General features: G+C 43.3%; 15 protein-coding genes. 5 read left to right on the top strand and 10 right to left on the bottom strand.

The features are described 5' to 3' along the window. Window positions 1-605 precede the first annotated feature (605 nt). The gene (locus BLV33_RS19700) at window positions 606-1,562 is read left to right on the top strand and encodes an NAD-dependent epimerase/dehydratase family protein (RefSeq protein ID WP_090795489.1); all 957 of its coding nucleotides are present in this window, start codon (window positions 606-608) and stop codon (window positions 1,560-1,562) included. Window positions 1,563-1,893: 331 nt separating this feature from the next. Here the strand turns inward: BLV33_RS19700 and ald are convergent, their stop codons facing one another. Together ald and BLV33_RS19690 are read right to left on the bottom strand one after the other, a co-directional pair. Then, the gene (gene ald / locus BLV33_RS19695; protein ID WP_090795486.1) at window positions 1,894-3,027 is read right to left on the bottom strand and encodes an alanine dehydrogenase; all 1,134 of its coding nucleotides are present in this window, start codon (window positions 3,025-3,027) and stop codon (window positions 1,894-1,896) included. Between the two features lie 112 nt (window positions 3,028-3,139). Then, the gene (locus BLV33_RS19690) at window positions 3,140-4,375 is read right to left on the bottom strand and encodes a PucR family transcriptional regulator (protein ID WP_090795483.1); all 1,236 of its coding nucleotides are present in this window, start codon (window positions 4,373-4,375) and stop codon (window positions 3,140-3,142) included. 144 nt (window positions 4,376-4,519) lie between these two features. On the opposite strand from BLV33_RS19690, the gene alr reads away from it, so the two are divergent. After that, window positions 4,520-5,689, top strand: a complete 1,170-nt coding sequence (gene alr, locus BLV33_RS19685; protein ID WP_090795479.1) for an alanine racemase — start codon at window positions 4,520-4,522, stop codon at window positions 5,687-5,689. On the opposite strand, the gene dsdA is transcribed toward alr, so the two are convergent. The 8 genes from dsdA to BLV33_RS19645 form a co-directional block, all read right to left on the bottom strand. After that, window positions 5,654-7,006, bottom strand: a complete 1,353-nt coding sequence (gene dsdA / locus BLV33_RS19680) for a D-serine ammonia-lyase (protein WP_090795475.1) — start codon at window positions 7,004-7,006, stop codon at window positions 5,654-5,656. The genes alr and dsdA overlap by 36 nt on opposite strands. A gap of 62 nt (window positions 7,007-7,068) precedes the next feature. Continuing rightward, the gene (locus BLV33_RS19675) at window positions 7,069-7,599 is read right to left on the bottom strand and encodes a helix-turn-helix domain-containing protein (RefSeq protein WP_090795471.1); all 531 of its coding nucleotides are present in this window, start codon (window positions 7,597-7,599) and stop codon (window positions 7,069-7,071) included. Continuing rightward, window positions 7,592-8,542 (bottom strand): oligopeptide/dipeptide ABC transporter ATP-binding protein, encoded by a 951-nt coding sequence (locus BLV33_RS19670; protein WP_090795468.1) that lies wholly within the window; start codon window positions 8,540-8,542, stop codon window positions 7,592-7,594. The genes BLV33_RS19675 and BLV33_RS19670 overlap by 8 nt, the downstream gene beginning before the upstream one ends. Then, entirely contained in the window at window positions 8,535-9,509 is a 975-nt protein-coding gene (locus BLV33_RS19665) for an ABC transporter ATP-binding protein (protein ID WP_090795465.1), read from the bottom strand. Before BLV33_RS19665 ends, BLV33_RS19670 begins: the two co-directional genes overlap by 8 nt. Before the next feature lie 11 nt (window positions 9,510-9,520). Continuing rightward, window positions 9,521-10,396: an ABC transporter permease gene (locus tag BLV33_RS19660; protein WP_253187117.1), complete on the bottom strand. Its 876-nt coding sequence runs from the start codon at window positions 10,394-10,396 to the stop codon at window positions 9,521-9,523. Between the two features lie 9 nt (window positions 10,397-10,405). Next, window positions 10,406-11,410: an ABC transporter permease gene (locus BLV33_RS19655; RefSeq protein ID WP_090795458.1), complete on the bottom strand. Its 1,005-nt coding sequence runs from the start codon at window positions 11,408-11,410 to the stop codon at window positions 10,406-10,408. A 23-nt stretch (window positions 11,411-11,433) separates the two neighbouring features. Then, window positions 11,434-13,026: an ABC transporter substrate-binding protein gene (locus BLV33_RS19650; RefSeq protein ID WP_090795455.1), complete on the bottom strand. Its 1,593-nt coding sequence runs from the start codon at window positions 13,024-13,026 to the stop codon at window positions 11,434-11,436. A 99-nt stretch (window positions 13,027-13,125) separates the two neighbouring features. Continuing rightward, the gene (locus tag BLV33_RS19645; protein ID WP_090795451.1) at window positions 13,126-13,806 is read right to left on the bottom strand and encodes a M15 family metallopeptidase; all 681 of its coding nucleotides are present in this window, start codon (window positions 13,804-13,806) and stop codon (window positions 13,126-13,128) included. 354 nt (window positions 13,807-14,160) lie between these two features. Between BLV33_RS19645 and BLV33_RS19640 the strand changes: the two genes are divergently transcribed. The 3 genes from BLV33_RS19640 to BLV33_RS19630 all read left to right on the top strand — a co-directional run bounded on the left by BLV33_RS19640 (window position 14,161) and on the right by BLV33_RS19630 (window position 15,983). Further along, the gene (locus BLV33_RS19640; RefSeq protein ID WP_090795448.1) at window positions 14,161-14,748 is read left to right on the top strand and encodes a TetR/AcrR family transcriptional regulator; all 588 of its coding nucleotides are present in this window, start codon (window positions 14,161-14,163) and stop codon (window positions 14,746-14,748) included. A gap of 402 nt (window positions 14,749-15,150) precedes the next feature. Continuing rightward, window positions 15,151-15,375 (top strand): hypothetical protein, encoded by a 225-nt coding sequence (locus BLV33_RS19635; protein WP_090795444.1) that lies wholly within the window; start codon window positions 15,151-15,153, stop codon window positions 15,373-15,375. Between the two features lie 281 nt (window positions 15,376-15,656). After that, window positions 15,657-15,983, top strand: coding sequence for a YolD-like family protein (locus tag BLV33_RS19630; RefSeq protein ID WP_171909210.1), 327 nt, complete (start codon window positions 15,657-15,659; stop codon window positions 15,981-15,983). Window positions 15,984-16,174 lie beyond the last annotated feature (191 nt).

Below are 16,174 nucleotides of genomic sequence, written 5' to 3'. Positions count from 1 at the left end.
GGTGCGTTCTACTAACATTAATGATCAATTACGATTCAAAGAAAAAATCTCCATAATTAGGGGAGCAGGTAGTCCTGCCCAAATACCTAATCAGGAGATAATCGCATGGACAAGGATACACTGTGCGCCACGAGGCGTTCTATGCTGACGTTCAATTAAGAGCAATCGGCTACCTTAAACCGGTTAGGCTAGGAAGGCATGCGCCGGTTCGGGAGTAGAATCGGGGTCTGAAGCCCTTCCAACAACCCAGCGCTAGCCTCAATGACCCGCTAAAGCGAATTTCAGGAAACAGATGTAGGGACACCTCAAGGTGGAATTTTCAGCTCATTGCTTGCTAACATCTACCTAAAAGAACTGGACACATTTATCGCTGATTTGTATGAAAACCAACTCACCATGTTCCCGCATACAGAAAACAGCACGAACTCAGAAAGAGTGCATGGGGAATATGTCTTACCTAACAAGGTAACTACATTTTTATATAATTCATCGCGGTGGAATGCCGGAAAGCGCTAGCTGACAGACGTCCGGGCGTAGTGGTATACTGAGCTTTAAAAGATGGATAACTTCCGCGAGATCAACTATACCCATATAAAGGAGCTCTTATGCGATACATAATTATTGGAGGCAGCGGTCATGTCGGAACGTATATGATTCCGCAATTGGTGCGTTTAGGTCACGAGGTTGTTAATGTCAGCAGGGGGACTAGAGAGCCTTATCGTCCGGACCCTGCTTGGAAGGAAGTACGGCATCTCACCGCCGATAGGACTTCGGAAGAAGCGGAAGGGACGTTCGGGCGGAAAATCGCCGGACTCCAGCCGGATGTTGTCATCGACATGATCTGCTTCAAGCCGGAGAGCGCGCGGCAGATGGTGGAGACCTTGCACGGAGAGGTTCAGCATTATATTTCCTGCGGCACGATCTGGGTTCACGGACCGAGTGCATCGGTGCCCACCACTGAGGAAGCCCCGCGAAGGCCGTTTGGCGAATACGGCATTTTAAAGGCAGAAATTGAAAGCTATCTGATTGACCGTGCGAGAAGGGCAGGCTTCCCAGCTACCGTGCTTCATCCGGGACATATCGTTGGCCCGGGGTGGACGCCGCTTAATCCGGCCGGTCATTTCAACCCACAGGTATTCTCCCGTTTGGCCAAGGGTAAGGAGATCGTCATCCCGAATCTCGGTCTGGAAACCGTACACCACGTTCACGCGGAAGACGTTTCACAGGCTTTCATTAAAGCTTCGCAGTGCTGGAGCACCGCAGTCGGTAACAGTTTCCATGTCGTCTCTCCGGTAGCCTTGACGTTGAGAGGCTACGCTGAGGCCGTCGCTTCCTGGTTCGGAAAAGAAACAAATATGCGCTTTGAACCGTTCGAAACGCTGAAGGACAAGCTGTCCGAGCAGGAGGCACGTAGCACCTGGGACCACATCGCACACAGTCCAAACTGCAGCATCGACAAGGCACGGAGATTGATCGGCTATGAGCCGCGCTATTCTTCCCTGGAGGCGGTCAAGGAATCGCTGGATTGGATGATTAAACATAATCTGATCGATGTTACATAATACTGGAACATTGAAATGTCTACAATTTAGCCTTTAAAAAGGTAAAAACCCGCTCCAGGAGCGGGTTCTTGAATGGAGGCGAGCTTACACTGTTGAAAACCCTGTCAATCCCCTCATATCATTAGTTGTTTATTATTAGGTTTCGATTCACACATTTTAATAGTTACCACGATTGCCGTTGGGGCAATTAACACACTTCGCTAACAATTAACTTGTAGAACCAACGGGATGTTAAATACATGGGTACTACTCCGATGACCTTCTAAATAGCAAGAGTATCAGCTGGAACTTAGCCAGCTGTCTATTATAGCTACCAAGCGCATTAAGTTTATTAGGATATGGAAAATTGTTTTTCCAGCGCTTTTTCTACCAGAACATACTCATAACCCAGATCTTTGGCTACGGCTTCATATGTGATCGACCCTCCTACAACATTGACACCAAGCAGAAGCGACTTGTTATCTTGGATAGCTTGTCTCACACCTTTATTTGCTATCTGCAGAGCATAAGGAAGCGTGACGTTTGTTAAAGCAAGGGTTGATGTTCTCGGAACAGCGCCAGGCATGTTTGCAACAGCGTAATGTACAACACCATATTTGTCATAAGTCGGTTCGGCATGTGTGGTAATTCGATCAACCGTCTCAAAAATTCCGCCTTGGTCAACTGCAACATCTACAATTACAGATCCTTGTTTCATGGACTTCACCATTTCTTCCGTCACAAGCTTGGGTGCTTTGGCGCCCGGAATTAAGACCGCACCGATAACAAGATCGGATTCTGCCACAGCTTCAGCTATGTTGAACGGGTTCGACATTAATGTTTGAATGTCTGATCCAAAAATATCTTCCAATTGGCGAAGACGGTCCGGACTTAGATCTATAACCGTAACCTCTGCGCCAAGCCCTATTGCAATCTTGGCAGCGTTTGATCCCACAACACCTCCGCCAATAATCGTAACTTTCCCGCGTTTTACCCCTGGAACTCCACCTAAAAGAATTCCTCTCCCGCCATTTGGCTTTTCCAAGAATTGCGCACCAATTTGAACGGACATGCGCCCAGCTACTTCACTCATAGGGGTCAGAAGCGGCAATGTATGGTTCATTTCAACAGTTTCATAGGCTATTGAGATAACCCCTTTTTCAATAAGGGCACGAGCAAGATTAGGTTCTGCCGCCAAGTGCAGATACGTAAATAAAACCAATCCTTCGCGCAAATACCCATATTCGGAAGAGAGAGGCTCTTTTACTTTCATCAGCATATCAGCCGAAGACCATACTTCTGCAGCATGGTCTACGATTCGGGCACCTGCCGCCATATACTCTTCATTGCTGAAACCACTGCCAACCCCAGCATTCTTTTCAACAAACACTTCATGGTCTGCTTTTACAAAGGAAATGACACCTGCGGGGGTAATTGCGACTCGATTTTCATTGTTTTTAATTTCTTTGGGTATGCCTATTCGCATAATCATAGTCTCCTCTTATATTGACTTAAGCCAAGTATAGGGGAAGAATCGTCTTTTTTGTTTGTATGGAAACATGAAAAGTTCAATCCGGGATTGTGCAAATCAACAAACCTCAGTTCTCGCCAAGCTGCTCTGTTTTTAGATCAAGATAAAGCGTTACTTTTTGATCCATATTCGTTAGGTTAATCTCTCCAATTTCTGAGATTCGTTTTAACCGATAATTCAATGTATTGGTATGGACATGTAGGACATCTGCTGCATCCTTAGCATTGCAGTCATAGCTTAAGAATACTTCCAAGGTGTACAGCAGGCTGCTGTTGTGCTCCCGATCATATTCTCTAAGCTTCTCCAAACATGAATTATTAAAGCTGCGTTTGCGTTTTTCTTCTAAGATCAAGGGCAAAAAACGATAATAACCAAGGTCTGGATAATGATAAAGGTTTTTCGTTTCGTTAGGAAATTGTTTTTTAATTTGCAAAACCATTAACGCTTCTTGATAACTTTTCTCCACCATTGTATATTCCTGGTAAAAAGAACCATTGCCCCCTTCAGAGAAAGCGGAACCGAATCGACTTTTGATTTGATCCATGAAGTGAATGAAGGATTTGGCGTAGTCTTGCTTTGAAGGATGCTGCAGGATTGGCGCAGAAAGTAAAATTAACTGATAATTGTCAACAACATGAAAAACAACGCGAATTTGTTGAGCTGCTGAGATCAGGTCCAGGATCTGCTGAACCCATTTTTCCGTAATTTCAGAAACGAATTGGAACACAAGTACATGGAAGGAAGCTGGAACCACCACTCCTAATTTTTCCGCTTTTTCTTTAATCGTCGACTCGGATTTTAAATGTCCCATTAAGAGCTGCCAGAGAAAATCTTTATGCCCCTCTTCTTCCTTTCGTCTTTGCATATGATGCTGAACCAGTTTCGTCTTTGCCGCTTGCGCCGCTTTTTTTAATTGATTAAGTTCTTGATCCCCCAGCTGTTTTCCAACCTCAACCACCCAAATATAACCCAAGATATCCCTGTTTTTTCGAATGGCAATCGCAACCCGGTCATTGAGTCCAATATCCCTTATCGCCGGTATCCTGACTGGCTCTTGACTCTCCACTATTCGCTGAATCACGCCATCCCGCCACAAACCACTGATCACTTTTTCCGGAACACGCCGACCGACGATAGTGGCAATTCGGGCAGTATCCATTTGCGGATCGTGGGAGCTGTAGGCTAAAAGCCGATGATTAACATCTTCGATGGTTACCGGACACCCAAGCACTTCGTTTATGGTTTCGGCTAAAGTTTCTAAGCTTTCAAAGCTTTTTTCAAACGGGTCTTCTTCCATGTGCATCCAGTCATGCGCCTCCCGCTCTAATGGTTATAACGATGTTTGTGCAAGTCCACAACTGTGGGTTGATATTTTGTTTTTTTTCAACAATGAAAAAAATCATGTATAAACTTATACTTGGTTTAGAGTAGACAAGGGGGCCTTTTTATGAGCAGTGGTCTATCCAATCATGTGTTGGAAACAAGTGAGAGTCGAATAAGCTACCGTGAAACATGGGCCGAAGTCTCACTGGATGCCATCTTCCATAACACCCATCTATTCAAATCCAAAATGAAGGAATCCTGTCTCTTGATGGCTGTTGTTAAAGCAAACGGGTATGGACACGGTGCCATTGAAATTGCCAAAACAGCTCTTACAGCAGGAGCAAATTATTTAGGTGTCGCTATTCTTGATGAAGCTTTGCAATTAAGAGCCGCAGGCATTGATAAACCGATCCTTGTTTTAGGCTATACGCCTCCTCTTTCCGTTAAAGCCGCCATCCAAAACGGAATTGCCTTAACCGTGTACTCAGAGCAGGTATTGGACGAAATTATTGCTTGTACGGAACAATTACAACAAAAAGCACGAATTCATCTAAAGATTGATACCGGAATGTCACGGATAGGACTAACATCCAAAGAGGAAGCTTTATCTTTAGCAAAAAAAACATGTTCATCCCGATTTGTGCTTTTGGAAGGTATATTTACTCATTTTGCAGATGCGGATAGTTTAGATCCGTCTTATACGCTGCAGCAATTTGAATTATTCAACGCGTTTATTCAATTTTTGGAGAGCAATCAAATCGAAGTACCCATTAAGCACTGCTGCAATAGTGCGGCCGCCATTCATTTTCCGCAAATGCATCTAGACATGATTCGAGTGGGTATCGCACTTTATGGACTGCGTCCGTCTGCCAACGTACAGCATCCGGACTTTGCACTTGAACAGGCTATGCATTTGAAAACAAGAATTTCAGCTATAAAGCATATTCCCAAGGGTCAACCTGTTAGCTACGGCTGTACATTTAAACCAGAAGAAGACTGTGTTACAGCAACCATTCCAATCGGCTATGCCGATGGATTGTCGCGGCAGCTCTCCAATAAAGGATGTGCTCTGGTTAACCATAGGCGGGTCCCCATAGTAGGAAGAGTCTGTATGGATCAAACCATATTAAACGTTACTTCCGTTTCCAACGTTCAAATAGGTGACGAAGTTGTATTGTTTGGCGGATCACAAGAAAGCTTCCTCTCTATTGATGAAGTGGCTTCCCATATGAACACTATTAATTATGAAGTTGTTTGTTTAATCGGGCAAAGAGTCCCCCGCGTCTACAGATAAATCAGATAAATCCAACCCGATTTGGAGGTATTCATCCATCACATCTTTAGGTACCATACTTCCTCCTGTGGCCCAAATGATATGTGTGGCATGCTTCATTTTGTCCTGCAAGAGATGAGTATTTACAAATTTCTGCCCTGATTCCGTTTTCAACAATTGAATCGGTCCTAAGGCTCCGGCCAAAGCGGAAGGCTCCAGGTAGATCTTTTCCGTATCCGCTAATGCGTACAATAAGCGATATAGCGTACGATCACTTACCGTATAACTCCCGCTTAATAAAGGCTCCATTAATTTACCGACAAAACCGGAGGGCCTTCCAACGGCAAGTCCATCTGCTGCCGTAATATTATCGATGCCTATATCTTGTACGGAAATTTGGTCATGAAGACCGGTTATTAAACCAAGTAACATACAAGGTGAATGGGTAGGCTCTGCAAAGAAGCAATGAACAAAGTCCTGATACATGAGCTTCAAACCAAAGGCAACTCCTCCAGGTCCTCCGCCTACGCCGCACGGAAGGTAAACAAACAAGGGATGCTCCGCATCTACCTTGATCTTCAGATCCTCTAATTGTTGGGTTAGCCGTAAAGCGGCAACTGAGTATCCTAAAAAGAGATGGCGTGAATTTTCATCATCAATGAAATAACAAAGAGGATCCTTTTCGGCTTGCTTTCTTCCTTCTTCCACAGCTTTACTGTAGTCCGATTCGTATTCTACAACGACGGCCCCAACACTTCGAAGTAAATTTTTCTTCCATTTCTTTGCATCTGCCGACATATGAACCGTAACCTTAAATCCCATTGCCGCGCTGATGATACCGATGCTAAGCCCCAAATTTCCCGTTGAACCGACCGCAATCGAATATTGGGAGAAAAAATTCCTGAACGCCTCGCTGTCCATCACCGAATAATCATCTGTTGGTTTTAGAAGCCCATGCTGCAAAGCTAAATCTTCTGCGTGTTTAAGAACTTCATATATTCCACCTCTCGCTTTAATAGATCCGGAAATTGGAAGATGACTGTCACATTTGAGCAAGAGATTGCCATACAATTTCTCTTGATACACTTGTTCCAAATGCTGCTGCATCGCCGGTATTTTAACAATAGGAGATTCAATAATTCCATTCGTTTCTTTGGTTTCAGGAAAAATCTTTGCCATATACGGCACAAAACGTTGCAATCTTGCTCCTGCTTCCATTACATCTCTTAGATGCAGAGGAGCTTTTGCAATGCCTGTTTCAAACTTTTCATAACCGCGATTGGTCCAGAAAACTTCTTTGTTTGAAATCAACTCTTTTATTATAAGTTCAGTATCCATATTTTCACCACAACCTTATTGGAATAGAACTCTATTATGCTTAGGCCCAACAGATGTTGATCTCAATGGACCATAGCCCAAATGGAAAGGGCAACTGTGCTTCCCGTATTTACATAACGATGGGGTGTTGTGCTGGGAAAGCAAATACTATCTCCTTCATACAAATAAATCTCTTGTTGGTCAAGTATGATTTTCATTTCGCCTTGCATGATGAATCCACACTCTTCACCCGGATGGCTGACAAGCTCGGTTTCGACCATTTCCCCCGGTTGAATTTCCACGAGCAGGTACTCAATTTTCCCTAACCGATTCGGGGAAAGAATATGGTAACGTACACTGGAATCGGATAATTCCATCAATCGGCGTTGATCCTTCCTGACAACGATGTGCTCCTCTTCTATGCCTTGAAAAAAGTGATGAATAGGAATGTTCAGGGCGGTACAAATTTTCCAGAACGTTCCTACCGTAGGATCTACGATCCTCCTTTCAATTTGAGAAAGAAGACCAATGCTTAGTCCTGTTTTTTCTGCCAACTCTTTAAGGGTGATGTTTTTTTGTTTTCGAATTTCCCGAACCCGTTCCCCATTAAACACTCTTATTCACCTCTTTAAAATGGCATGCACAGCCCCTGCCTACTTCCCTCTCTTCAAAAGCGGGAGATTGGAGACAAATGTCCTGCCGGGAGGGGCATCTTTGATAAAATACGCAGGCATTATCGTCACCATTGCTTGCAGATTCAGCAAAACCTATACCCTGTGTGGAATCCTCATATACACTTGGCAGTGAGGATAGAAGGATTCGTGTATAAGGATGATTCGGATGCTTAAACATAGCTTGAGAGGGACCCACCTCCACAATTTTCCCTTTGTACATGACAGCAATCCGATCACACATGTAGCGAATGACGGCCATATTATGCGAAATGAATAAATAGGTCAGGTTTCGTTCTTTTTTTAATTCTTTTAATAAATTTAACACTTGAGCCTGTACCGAGACATCAAGAGCCGATGTCGGCTCATCCAGAACCATAAAAGAAGGATCTGTAATTAATGCTCGTGCGATGGCGATGCGCTGCCGCTGCCCTCCACTGAATTCGTGAGGATAACGGGAGAGATGTTCCTCTTTGAGACCCACTCGTTTAATCAGGGAATGAAGCCGTGTGTGCGACCCTTTTTCCTTTCGCTCCGCTGAAGGCAGCGCATAGAGTGGTTCTAGTATAATATCTTTGACTGTCATCCTGGGATCGAGAGAAGACTGCGGATCTTGAAATACAATTTGGATTTCCCCGGGGCGCTGGCTTTGAAATTCTCCTTTTTTCCATAGCGAATTCCCAAGGTAAGTAATGATTCCATGCGTTGGTGCTTCCATGCCGACCAACATTTTGCCTATTGTGCTTTTTCCGGATCCGGACTCTCCGACCAGCCCGAAGGCTTCCCCCTGGCAAATGGCCAGATCGGCTTCTTGGACAGCTTTTACCAGCTGCTTCCCTTTTCCAAACAGCTTGTGTACCTGCTGAATTTGAATGATCTCATTCATGGTTTCCATTACCTCCCGCCAACCAGCATGCAACATTGTGTCCAGGCGTTTGCTCCTCTAATTTCGGTTTATTTGCTCTACACAAATCAACGGCCTGACTGCAGCGAGAGGCGAAACTGCAGCCTGTGGGACGATTGCGCAAATCAGGTACCTCACCGCTGATTGCCATTAAAGGTTCATTCGGATCAACTAAATCGGGAAGCGCATGCAATAAAGCTTGCGTATAGGGATGCTGCGGGTTACGAAGGACTTCTGACGTGTTTCCGGCCTCAATGATTTCTCCTGCATACATGATCACAACCCGGCTGCATAATTGAGCTACGATACCAAGATCATGTGTGATTAACAGAATCGCAGTTCCCCGTTTTTCCGATAGTTCCTTCATTAGCTTTAAAATCTCATATTGGATGGTAACGTCCAAAGCGGTGGTTGACTCATCCGCGATGAGTAAATCAGGGGGAGCAGCCATCGCTAAAGCTATTACAACCCTTTGTCTCATGCCACCGCTTAATTCAAATGGATATTTTCTTGCCACCAATTCGGGGTCATGAATTTGAACATCTTGCAGGGCCTGGATCGCTAAGCGGCCTGCCTCTTTTCTCGTTACACCGCGGTGCCTTTTTATGACTTCAGCCAACTGTTTTCCCACACGCATAGTGGGATGAAGAGCCGTCATCGGTTCCTGAAAAACCATGCCGATTTCTTTTCCTCGAATGGCTTGCGTATCCTTTTTATTTAGGGCAAGGAGGTTTCTTCCTGCGTATATAATTTCACCGCTCGTTATGGCTGCATTTTTCTCCAGCAAACCTAGAATCGATAAGGCCGTAACGGACTTGCCAGACCCGGATTCTCCTACGATCCCGACAATTTCACCTTGATTTACGGAGAAGCTTACATGCTGCAAGGCTTTCATTTTGCCCCGTATCCCATGAAATTCAACAGACAGATCTTTGATTTCAATAAGCATTCTTTCTCCTCCTAGCGACTGGATTTGGGATCAAGAATATCACGAATACCATCCCCTATCAGATTTAAAGCACCTGACGCCAAAAAAAGGGCTAAACCGGGAAAAGTAGGATACCACCAATAATCGAGCAGATATTTCCAGCCTGTACTGATCATCGCTCCCCACTCCGGTGTGGGTGGTTGAGCGCCTAATCCGAGAAATCCGAGCGTAGCAACCAAAAGGATCGCATCACCTATATCCAATGTAACTTGGATAATAATCGGAGAAATGACATTAGGAATAATATGTCTGGCGATAATTCGCCACGATTTGATTCTAAAGATAATCGCCGCTTTCACAAACAGCTTTTCCCGCAGAGACAACGTTTCTCCTCGTGCCAATCGAACATAAACCGGGATTTTGACGATCGCAATAGCAATCATCGCATTTTGTAAGTTTGGGCCTAATGCGGCAGCAAAAGCCATAGCCAAGATTAATGTGGGAAAGGCGAGAATCATATCCATGATTCGCATAATGACTTGATCCACTTTGCCTCCAAAAAAACCTGAAATTGTTCCGAAAACAATACCCACCAATCCTGCCGCAACAACAATTACTATCCCTATACCTAATGAAAGTCGTGAGCCGTAAAGAATACGGGTAAAAATATCTCTCCCTACTTCATCCGTTCCAAACCAATGTTTCCCCGTAGGGCTCTGAAAACGCTCAATTACATTAATTTTGTTCGGGTCATAGGAGGTAATAAGAGGAGCGGCTAAAGAAAGAAGGATGATGATCCCCAAGACCGTTAGGCCGATCAAAGTCATCGGATTCTTTTTTAGTTTATACCAGAATGGATTGGCCTCTCTTATGGGGAGAACCAGATCAGTTGACTGAATTTGCATCATTATTCTCCCTTATTGTTTAATTTGTGGATCGAGAAAGTAATAAGTCAAATCCACGAACAGATTAATAAGTGCATACCCGATTGAAATGATTAAGGTAAATCCCATTATCGCCGGAAAATCCAGGTACGTAATGGAATCTACCACATATTTGCCCATGCCCGGCCATCCAAAAATGGTTTCCGTCACCACAGCTCCGCCCAGCAGAGATCCAAAAGATAGTCCTACAACTGTAACTGTCGGGATAAGTGCATTTCTTAATGCATACCGAAGAAGAAGAAACGGACCGCTAATTCCATTGGCCAGGGCCGTTCGAATATATTCTTGTCCTAAAACCTCCAGCATGCTTGCCCGTACCTGACGGGTGATTATGGCCAACTGAGCATAAGACAGAGTGATTGCAGGAATGATAATGTGCCAGACACTGTTTTTAAAAGCGGGCCAGTTCCCTGTTACAAAACTGTCGAATAGGTACAAACCCGTTATTTTTGTTGGGGGTGGAATGTTCATATCCAATCTGCCGGTAGATGGAAACCAGCCCAAATATCCATAGAAAATAAGAATCATGACTAACCCGCTCCAAAAAACCGGCGTTGAAACGCCTGCGATTGAGAATACACGGGCTCCGTGATCCCAACCGGTATCCTTTTTCACTGCAGACAATATACCAAGAGGTATTCCAACGAGAATAGCCACTATAAAAGCGAGCAGGGCCAATTCTATCGTGGCCGGAAAAAACGCAAACAAATCGTGAGCAACTGGTTGTTGAGTTCTGATTGACATTCCCAGATTTCCTGCAAAAAGTCCTTTGATATAGATAAAGTATTGGACCCAGACCGGTTGGTCTAGGCCCAATTGATGGCGGACTTGTTGCAGTGTTTCCTCATTCGCACGCTGACCTACCAACATTCTTGCGGGATCTCCCGGAATAATGTGAGAAAGGAAAAAGATGATCAGCGTAACTCCGAATGCCACGAAGACAAGCATGATAAGACGCTTAGCAATAATTTGTCCCATGAGAAAACACTCCTGTCCTTCATCTATTTCGACATTTCTGCCAGATTATAGATCCCTTCCAACATGGGATTGTACGTAAAACCTTTTACAGCTTTACTGATCGGAAGTATATAATCTTTCTGATACAAATAAAGATAAGGCGCCTCGTCAATTACAATATTCTGGGCTTCTTTATAAAGCTTTTCCCTCTCCGTTTGATCGTTGCTGGATGCAGCCTTACGCACTAATGCATCTACTTTGTCATTTTTATAAAAAGCGCGATTTCCGGATAAACCAAAATTATTGGAATCAAACCAATAGTTCATAAACATGAAAGGATCCGCAAAATCCGGGCTCCATATTCCAAGACTTAAGTCAAATTGTCCCTTATCAATCATATCGCGCTGAGCAGCATATGCTACCTTTTTCAAATTCAGTTTAATTCCCGCATCTGCGAGGTAAGATTGAAGAGTTAAGGCTTCGGTCTCCCACCAAGGCCATTTATCCGAATAAAGCAGATCCAGGGACAGATTGCTTACTCCTGCTTCGGAAAGAAGCGATTTGGCTTTGGCTGTATCAAATGAATATTGTTTGGCCTGATTGTCGTGACCCCATAGTCCCTGAGGGATAGGGCCGCGCATTTGGGTGGCATAACCCTGCTGCACCGCTTTAGTCATAGATGCGTAATCAACTGCGTAGCTGATCGCTTGCCGTACCTTCGGATTTTTTAATGCTGCGTTTCCTTTGCTTGAATTGATATAAGCAATATCCACAAATAAACTTGGCTTCTGAAAAATTTGTGCGTTAGGAAGAGCGCTAATCCCCTTCAATTGTTCCACCGGAATTCCTTCCGCAATGTCAATATCACCTTTTTCCAGTTGTAAGCGTTGAGCTGACGAATCGGCAACAATCTTAAAGTACACAGTTTTGAAAGCCGGTTTTACGGAAGAGTTTGTATTTAATTCGAGCTTAAGATACTCTCCTTTTTTCCATTCCGCCAACTGGTAAGGCCCGCTTCCCATCGTATGGTTGGCCAAATAGTTTTGACCCAAATCTCCACTCGTTTCATGTTCCTTCACTTTCGGGTTTACGATGCCCCCATAGTTTGCGGCTAATGTAGATAAAAAGGGCGGGAAGTTCTTCTTCAATGTGAAAATTACGGTTTTAGCATCCTGGACTTTGATCTCTTGAATGACACCAAAGACATCGACAGGTCCTTTAGCTATTTGTAAAATACGATCAAATGTGAATTTTACTGCTTGCGCATCTACCGGTGATCCATCGGCAAACTTTCTACCCTCATTCAGTGTAAAAGTCCAAGTTAACCCGTCTGGAGTTACCTTCCATTCTTTGGCAAGTCCTGGCTTTACTTCTGTAGTGGATCCGTTATATTCCACCAACCGTTCATACGTTGGATACGTTATTTTCCAAGCTGCATTATCCATCGTAACAGCAGGGTCAAGGGTACCCTCATCGGCTGTCATGGCCACTATTAAACTATCTTTTCCATTTGTAGTAGTGGCAGTGGATGTCTGGGTAGGATTTTGCGACGCCGATTGACTGGGGTTGTTGCTGCAAGCTGCTAATGCCACGATCAGGATGAGAAGGAGAAAAGTTTGTAGAAATCTTGATTTCATGGTTACCCTCCTAATTAGTTGTAAGACCCACTATATAAAGTCGCAATATATTAATTTTATTTTCAATATATTGAAACATAATTTATAAAGAATGCTTTATTATCTTAAACCCTTGTATATAGCTAATTGATGGCTCAACATGGCCCAACGTTGATTCCCGTAATCGTAATGCCACCATTCTTCTTCAAAATTATGAAATCCAACATCCGTCATTACTTGTTTGAGGAGCCTTCTGTTATTTCGAATCTGTTGTTCGGTTTCACTAAGGTTAGGAGCTTCTTCATACCAATCAGTTTTTGCTTTATCCGTAAATTCATCAAACCCTGTTCCCATGTCGAGCCATCCATCCTGATCAGCGATTGTCAAATCAATAGAACCCCCAGTCATATGCGGAGAAGGAGTATCTACATTTTCAGAAGGATAAGATACAAACTTGGAGATTTCACGATCAATTTCACTCTCGTCCATTCCTTTTTTTCTAAAACCATCTCTTGTCATTTCATAAAGCACTTTTTGAACTTCATAGGGCCTCCAGCCATCCAGCACAACAAAATCAAGGTTTTTTGGCAGTTTCTCTGCTGCCTTCACCAGTCTCTTTGCCGCTCCTTCACGTAAATAACATTCTTTAAATGTACCCGGAAGCTTTTCCTGAAAATAATAAGGAAAAACCTTAATTTTAGAAGAAATATTCGATAGAGAGACTAAAGGCTCACCTGATTCATAAATCGGAATTGACCGAAAAAAGGCTTCATTCTGAAATGGTTGGAGATTGGTATCCATGATTCACCTCACATGTGGTATAAATCGTCTAATTAATGAAAGCGCTTATATTCATAGATTACATGATTATTTTAATAAAGTGAATATTTATTTTATTTATTGAAATTAATTGTTATATATAGTTACATAGTAATGACATATACCCTGAATGTCAATTGTAAATTATCCAATTTCCATTATATTTGTTATATGTATTATTTATATTGTTAACTTATATAACATAAAATGGAGATGTCATGATCACGTACTCCTTGCGGTCGGGGTTTACATGGTGGAGGCGAAGGGCGTTGACAGGGCTATACTGCGTATGCTATGTTTTATTAAACACCGTTCAAATGAAGTGGGGTATTTTACTTGGCAGCTAGAAAAGCCGTTGAGCATGAGTTAAACAGAAAAAGAATTCTTGAAGTTGCAAGGGAGCAGTTTGTGCAGCATGGTTATCGCGATGTATCTATGCGAGGCATTGCGAAGGAGCTGGGATATTCACCAGGATCGCTCTATTATCATTTTCGCGAGAAGGCAGATTTGTTTAGTGAGATGACGGCCGAGGATTTTCTCCAGTTGGATAGACTGCTCGAAGAAGCGGTAAGAACATCGCCAAATCCAGGACGCGATCAGCTTGAGTTGATTTTTTTATCTTTTATCCGATTCGGTCTTGAGAACAAACGGTCATTCGAGCTGATGTTTTTGATTCAGGAACCGGGACTTGAATGCTACACGGCGCAATCAAAGATGGGCAGCTATGAGAAATTTCTCAACGCTGTGAACGAATCACTGCAAGTGATCAACGCAGACCGGGCAAAAGACCACCTATTGATCTGGGTGCTGTTTCTGTCTCTTCATGGTTTTGTCAGCTTTTATATTCACAGCGCGCAATCGTATGAAGACATTGCCAAGTTGGCCGATTTACATATCCAATTATTGCTGCGTGGACTGACGTAATTTTTTTGTCCTTTTATTGAACACTGATCAATTAAGGGTAAATAATTAGAAACATGTAACAGGTAGTTATTAACAGAGGAGAGTGGGATTTGAAATGGGAAAAAAGATCATTAAAGCAATATGGCACCGTGAAATGGAACATTGGTCATCACTTATTTTCGCTTGACCCTAACGCTGACGTCAGGGTGTAGAATGAGATTATCTCGAGCAGAAGGAGAGGATGCAACTGAATATTTGGGGAATTAGTGGAGCGGACCTGAAGCAGCAGCCCAGTGTCCCGAGATAACTTACTCCGAGCATGCAAATGCTGGGATAACAGGATTTCCATTCGTGGACGTGATAATTGCCTAAGAGTGTGAAAATTAATGTGTATAATCTAACTGGAAAGGAAGAGAATGCTTTATGGATATTACACCACAAGAAGAATCCATGATTAAGGCTTTCCGTGAGACTGACTTACCACCTTTATTTGTAATCATACGAGTCAGAAATGATATTGAAAATGACATTGGAAATGTCAAAGAGAGCCAAAGAGATGTTATTGTTAAAACATTAGAAAAATACATCGGCCCATTATGGGAAGACTATCATGAAGGGAAAAAATCACTAGTTAAAGACAGCCCTTAACGAATTAATCTTAACAATGCGGTGCCTGCAAACCGGGGTTGTGTCGGATTTTCCAAACTTGAGGCGGCCGTTTAGAATTCTAAATGAATAAGTTCGTTAAACATAAAACATCGCCAGGTTTGTAGGCGATGTTTTATGTTTAATATTGCTGCATTGCTGCGGGCTACAGCAATGGGATAAAGTTCTGGCATTTATGACATCAATTTCTTGTCAACCGACAAAAGGTGTTCCTGAGCAGAGTGCATAGTCGGAATATATGTTCTTATTTGGAGATGATTAATTTGGCTAAAAAACTCGAAGCTAATGGACTATGGGAATCCTCACGAATGATGTTACCTGAGCACAAGGATGTGACTCGGAGGCAAGCAAAGCAAACAGATCGCCTGGTTAAGCCCACTTTGGATGATCAGGAAGTGGAGATTATCAGCACCGTTCTTTTTCAATCTCACAGAAATCAGAAAGTGGTCAGATTGACTCTATACGGTGAGTACGATTTGCGAAGTGTAACCGGCATTGTGACATGTACCCAGCGTGACAGCTTCCGTCTGGACACCGAAGATCCGTTTACTGGAGTTGCTGATGGGAGTGGTTTATGTTTCGGGATGTGATCAAAGCGGAGTTGTCCCAAGAGTGGACAGAGGCTGAGATACAAGATGTCTGAAATCTGGCATGTGTACTGAAATTGGGGGGGACAATTTAATAAAGTTGATGGATCCCTTTTATAGCGAAAATAAAGGACATAACACAAACAAGCAGTGACCAATAAGCAATAGCCGTAAACATCTTAACCACCTCGCTT

The sequence above is a fragment of the Paenibacillus sp. GP183 genome (assembly GCF_900104695.1).
Lineage (GTDB): Bacteria > Bacillota > Bacilli > Paenibacillales > NBRC-103111 > Paenibacillus_AI.
This window is presented reverse-complemented; position numbering and strand designations above follow the sequence as displayed.

Excerpts from the sequence above, each read along its gene's own strand:
- BLV33_RS19700 (WP_090795489.1), top strand. The coding sequence starts at position 606 with ATGCGATACATAATTATTGGAGGCAGCGGTCATGTCGGAACGTATATG.
- ald (WP_090795486.1), bottom strand. The coding sequence starts at position 3,027 with ATGCGAATAGGCATACCCAAAGAAATTAAAAACAATGAAAATCGAGTC.
- BLV33_RS19690 (WP_090795483.1), bottom strand. The coding sequence starts at position 4,375 with ATGCACATGGAAGAAGACCCGTTTGAAAAAAGCTTTGAAAGCTTAGAA.
- alr (WP_090795479.1), top strand. The coding sequence starts at position 4,520 with ATGAGCAGTGGTCTATCCAATCATGTGTTGGAAACAAGTGAGAGTCGA.
- dsdA (WP_090795475.1), bottom strand. The coding sequence starts at position 7,006 with ATGGATACTGAACTTATAATAAAAGAGTTGATTTCAAACAAAGAAGTT.
- BLV33_RS19670 (WP_090795468.1), bottom strand. The coding sequence starts at position 8,542 with ATGAATGAGATCATTCAAATTCAGCAGGTACACAAGCTGTTTGGAAAA.
- BLV33_RS19665 (WP_090795465.1), bottom strand. The coding sequence starts at position 9,509 with ATGCTTATTGAAATCAAAGATCTGTCTGTTGAATTTCATGGGATACGG.
- BLV33_RS19660 (WP_253187117.1), bottom strand. The coding sequence starts at position 10,396 with ATGATGCAAATTCAGTCAACTGATCTGGTTCTCCCCATAAGAGAGGCC.
- BLV33_RS19655 (WP_090795458.1), bottom strand. The coding sequence starts at position 11,410 with ATGGGACAAATTATTGCTAAGCGTCTTATCATGCTTGTCTTCGTGGCA.
- BLV33_RS19650 (WP_090795455.1), bottom strand. The coding sequence starts at position 13,026 with ATGAAATCAAGATTTCTACAAACTTTTCTCCTTCTCATCCTGATCGTG.
- BLV33_RS19645 (WP_090795451.1), bottom strand. The coding sequence starts at position 13,806 with ATGGATACCAATCTCCAACCATTTCAGAATGAAGCCTTTTTTCGGTCA.
- BLV33_RS19635 (WP_090795444.1), top strand. The coding sequence starts at position 15,151 with ATGGATATTACACCACAAGAAGAATCCATGATTAAGGCTTTCCGTGAG.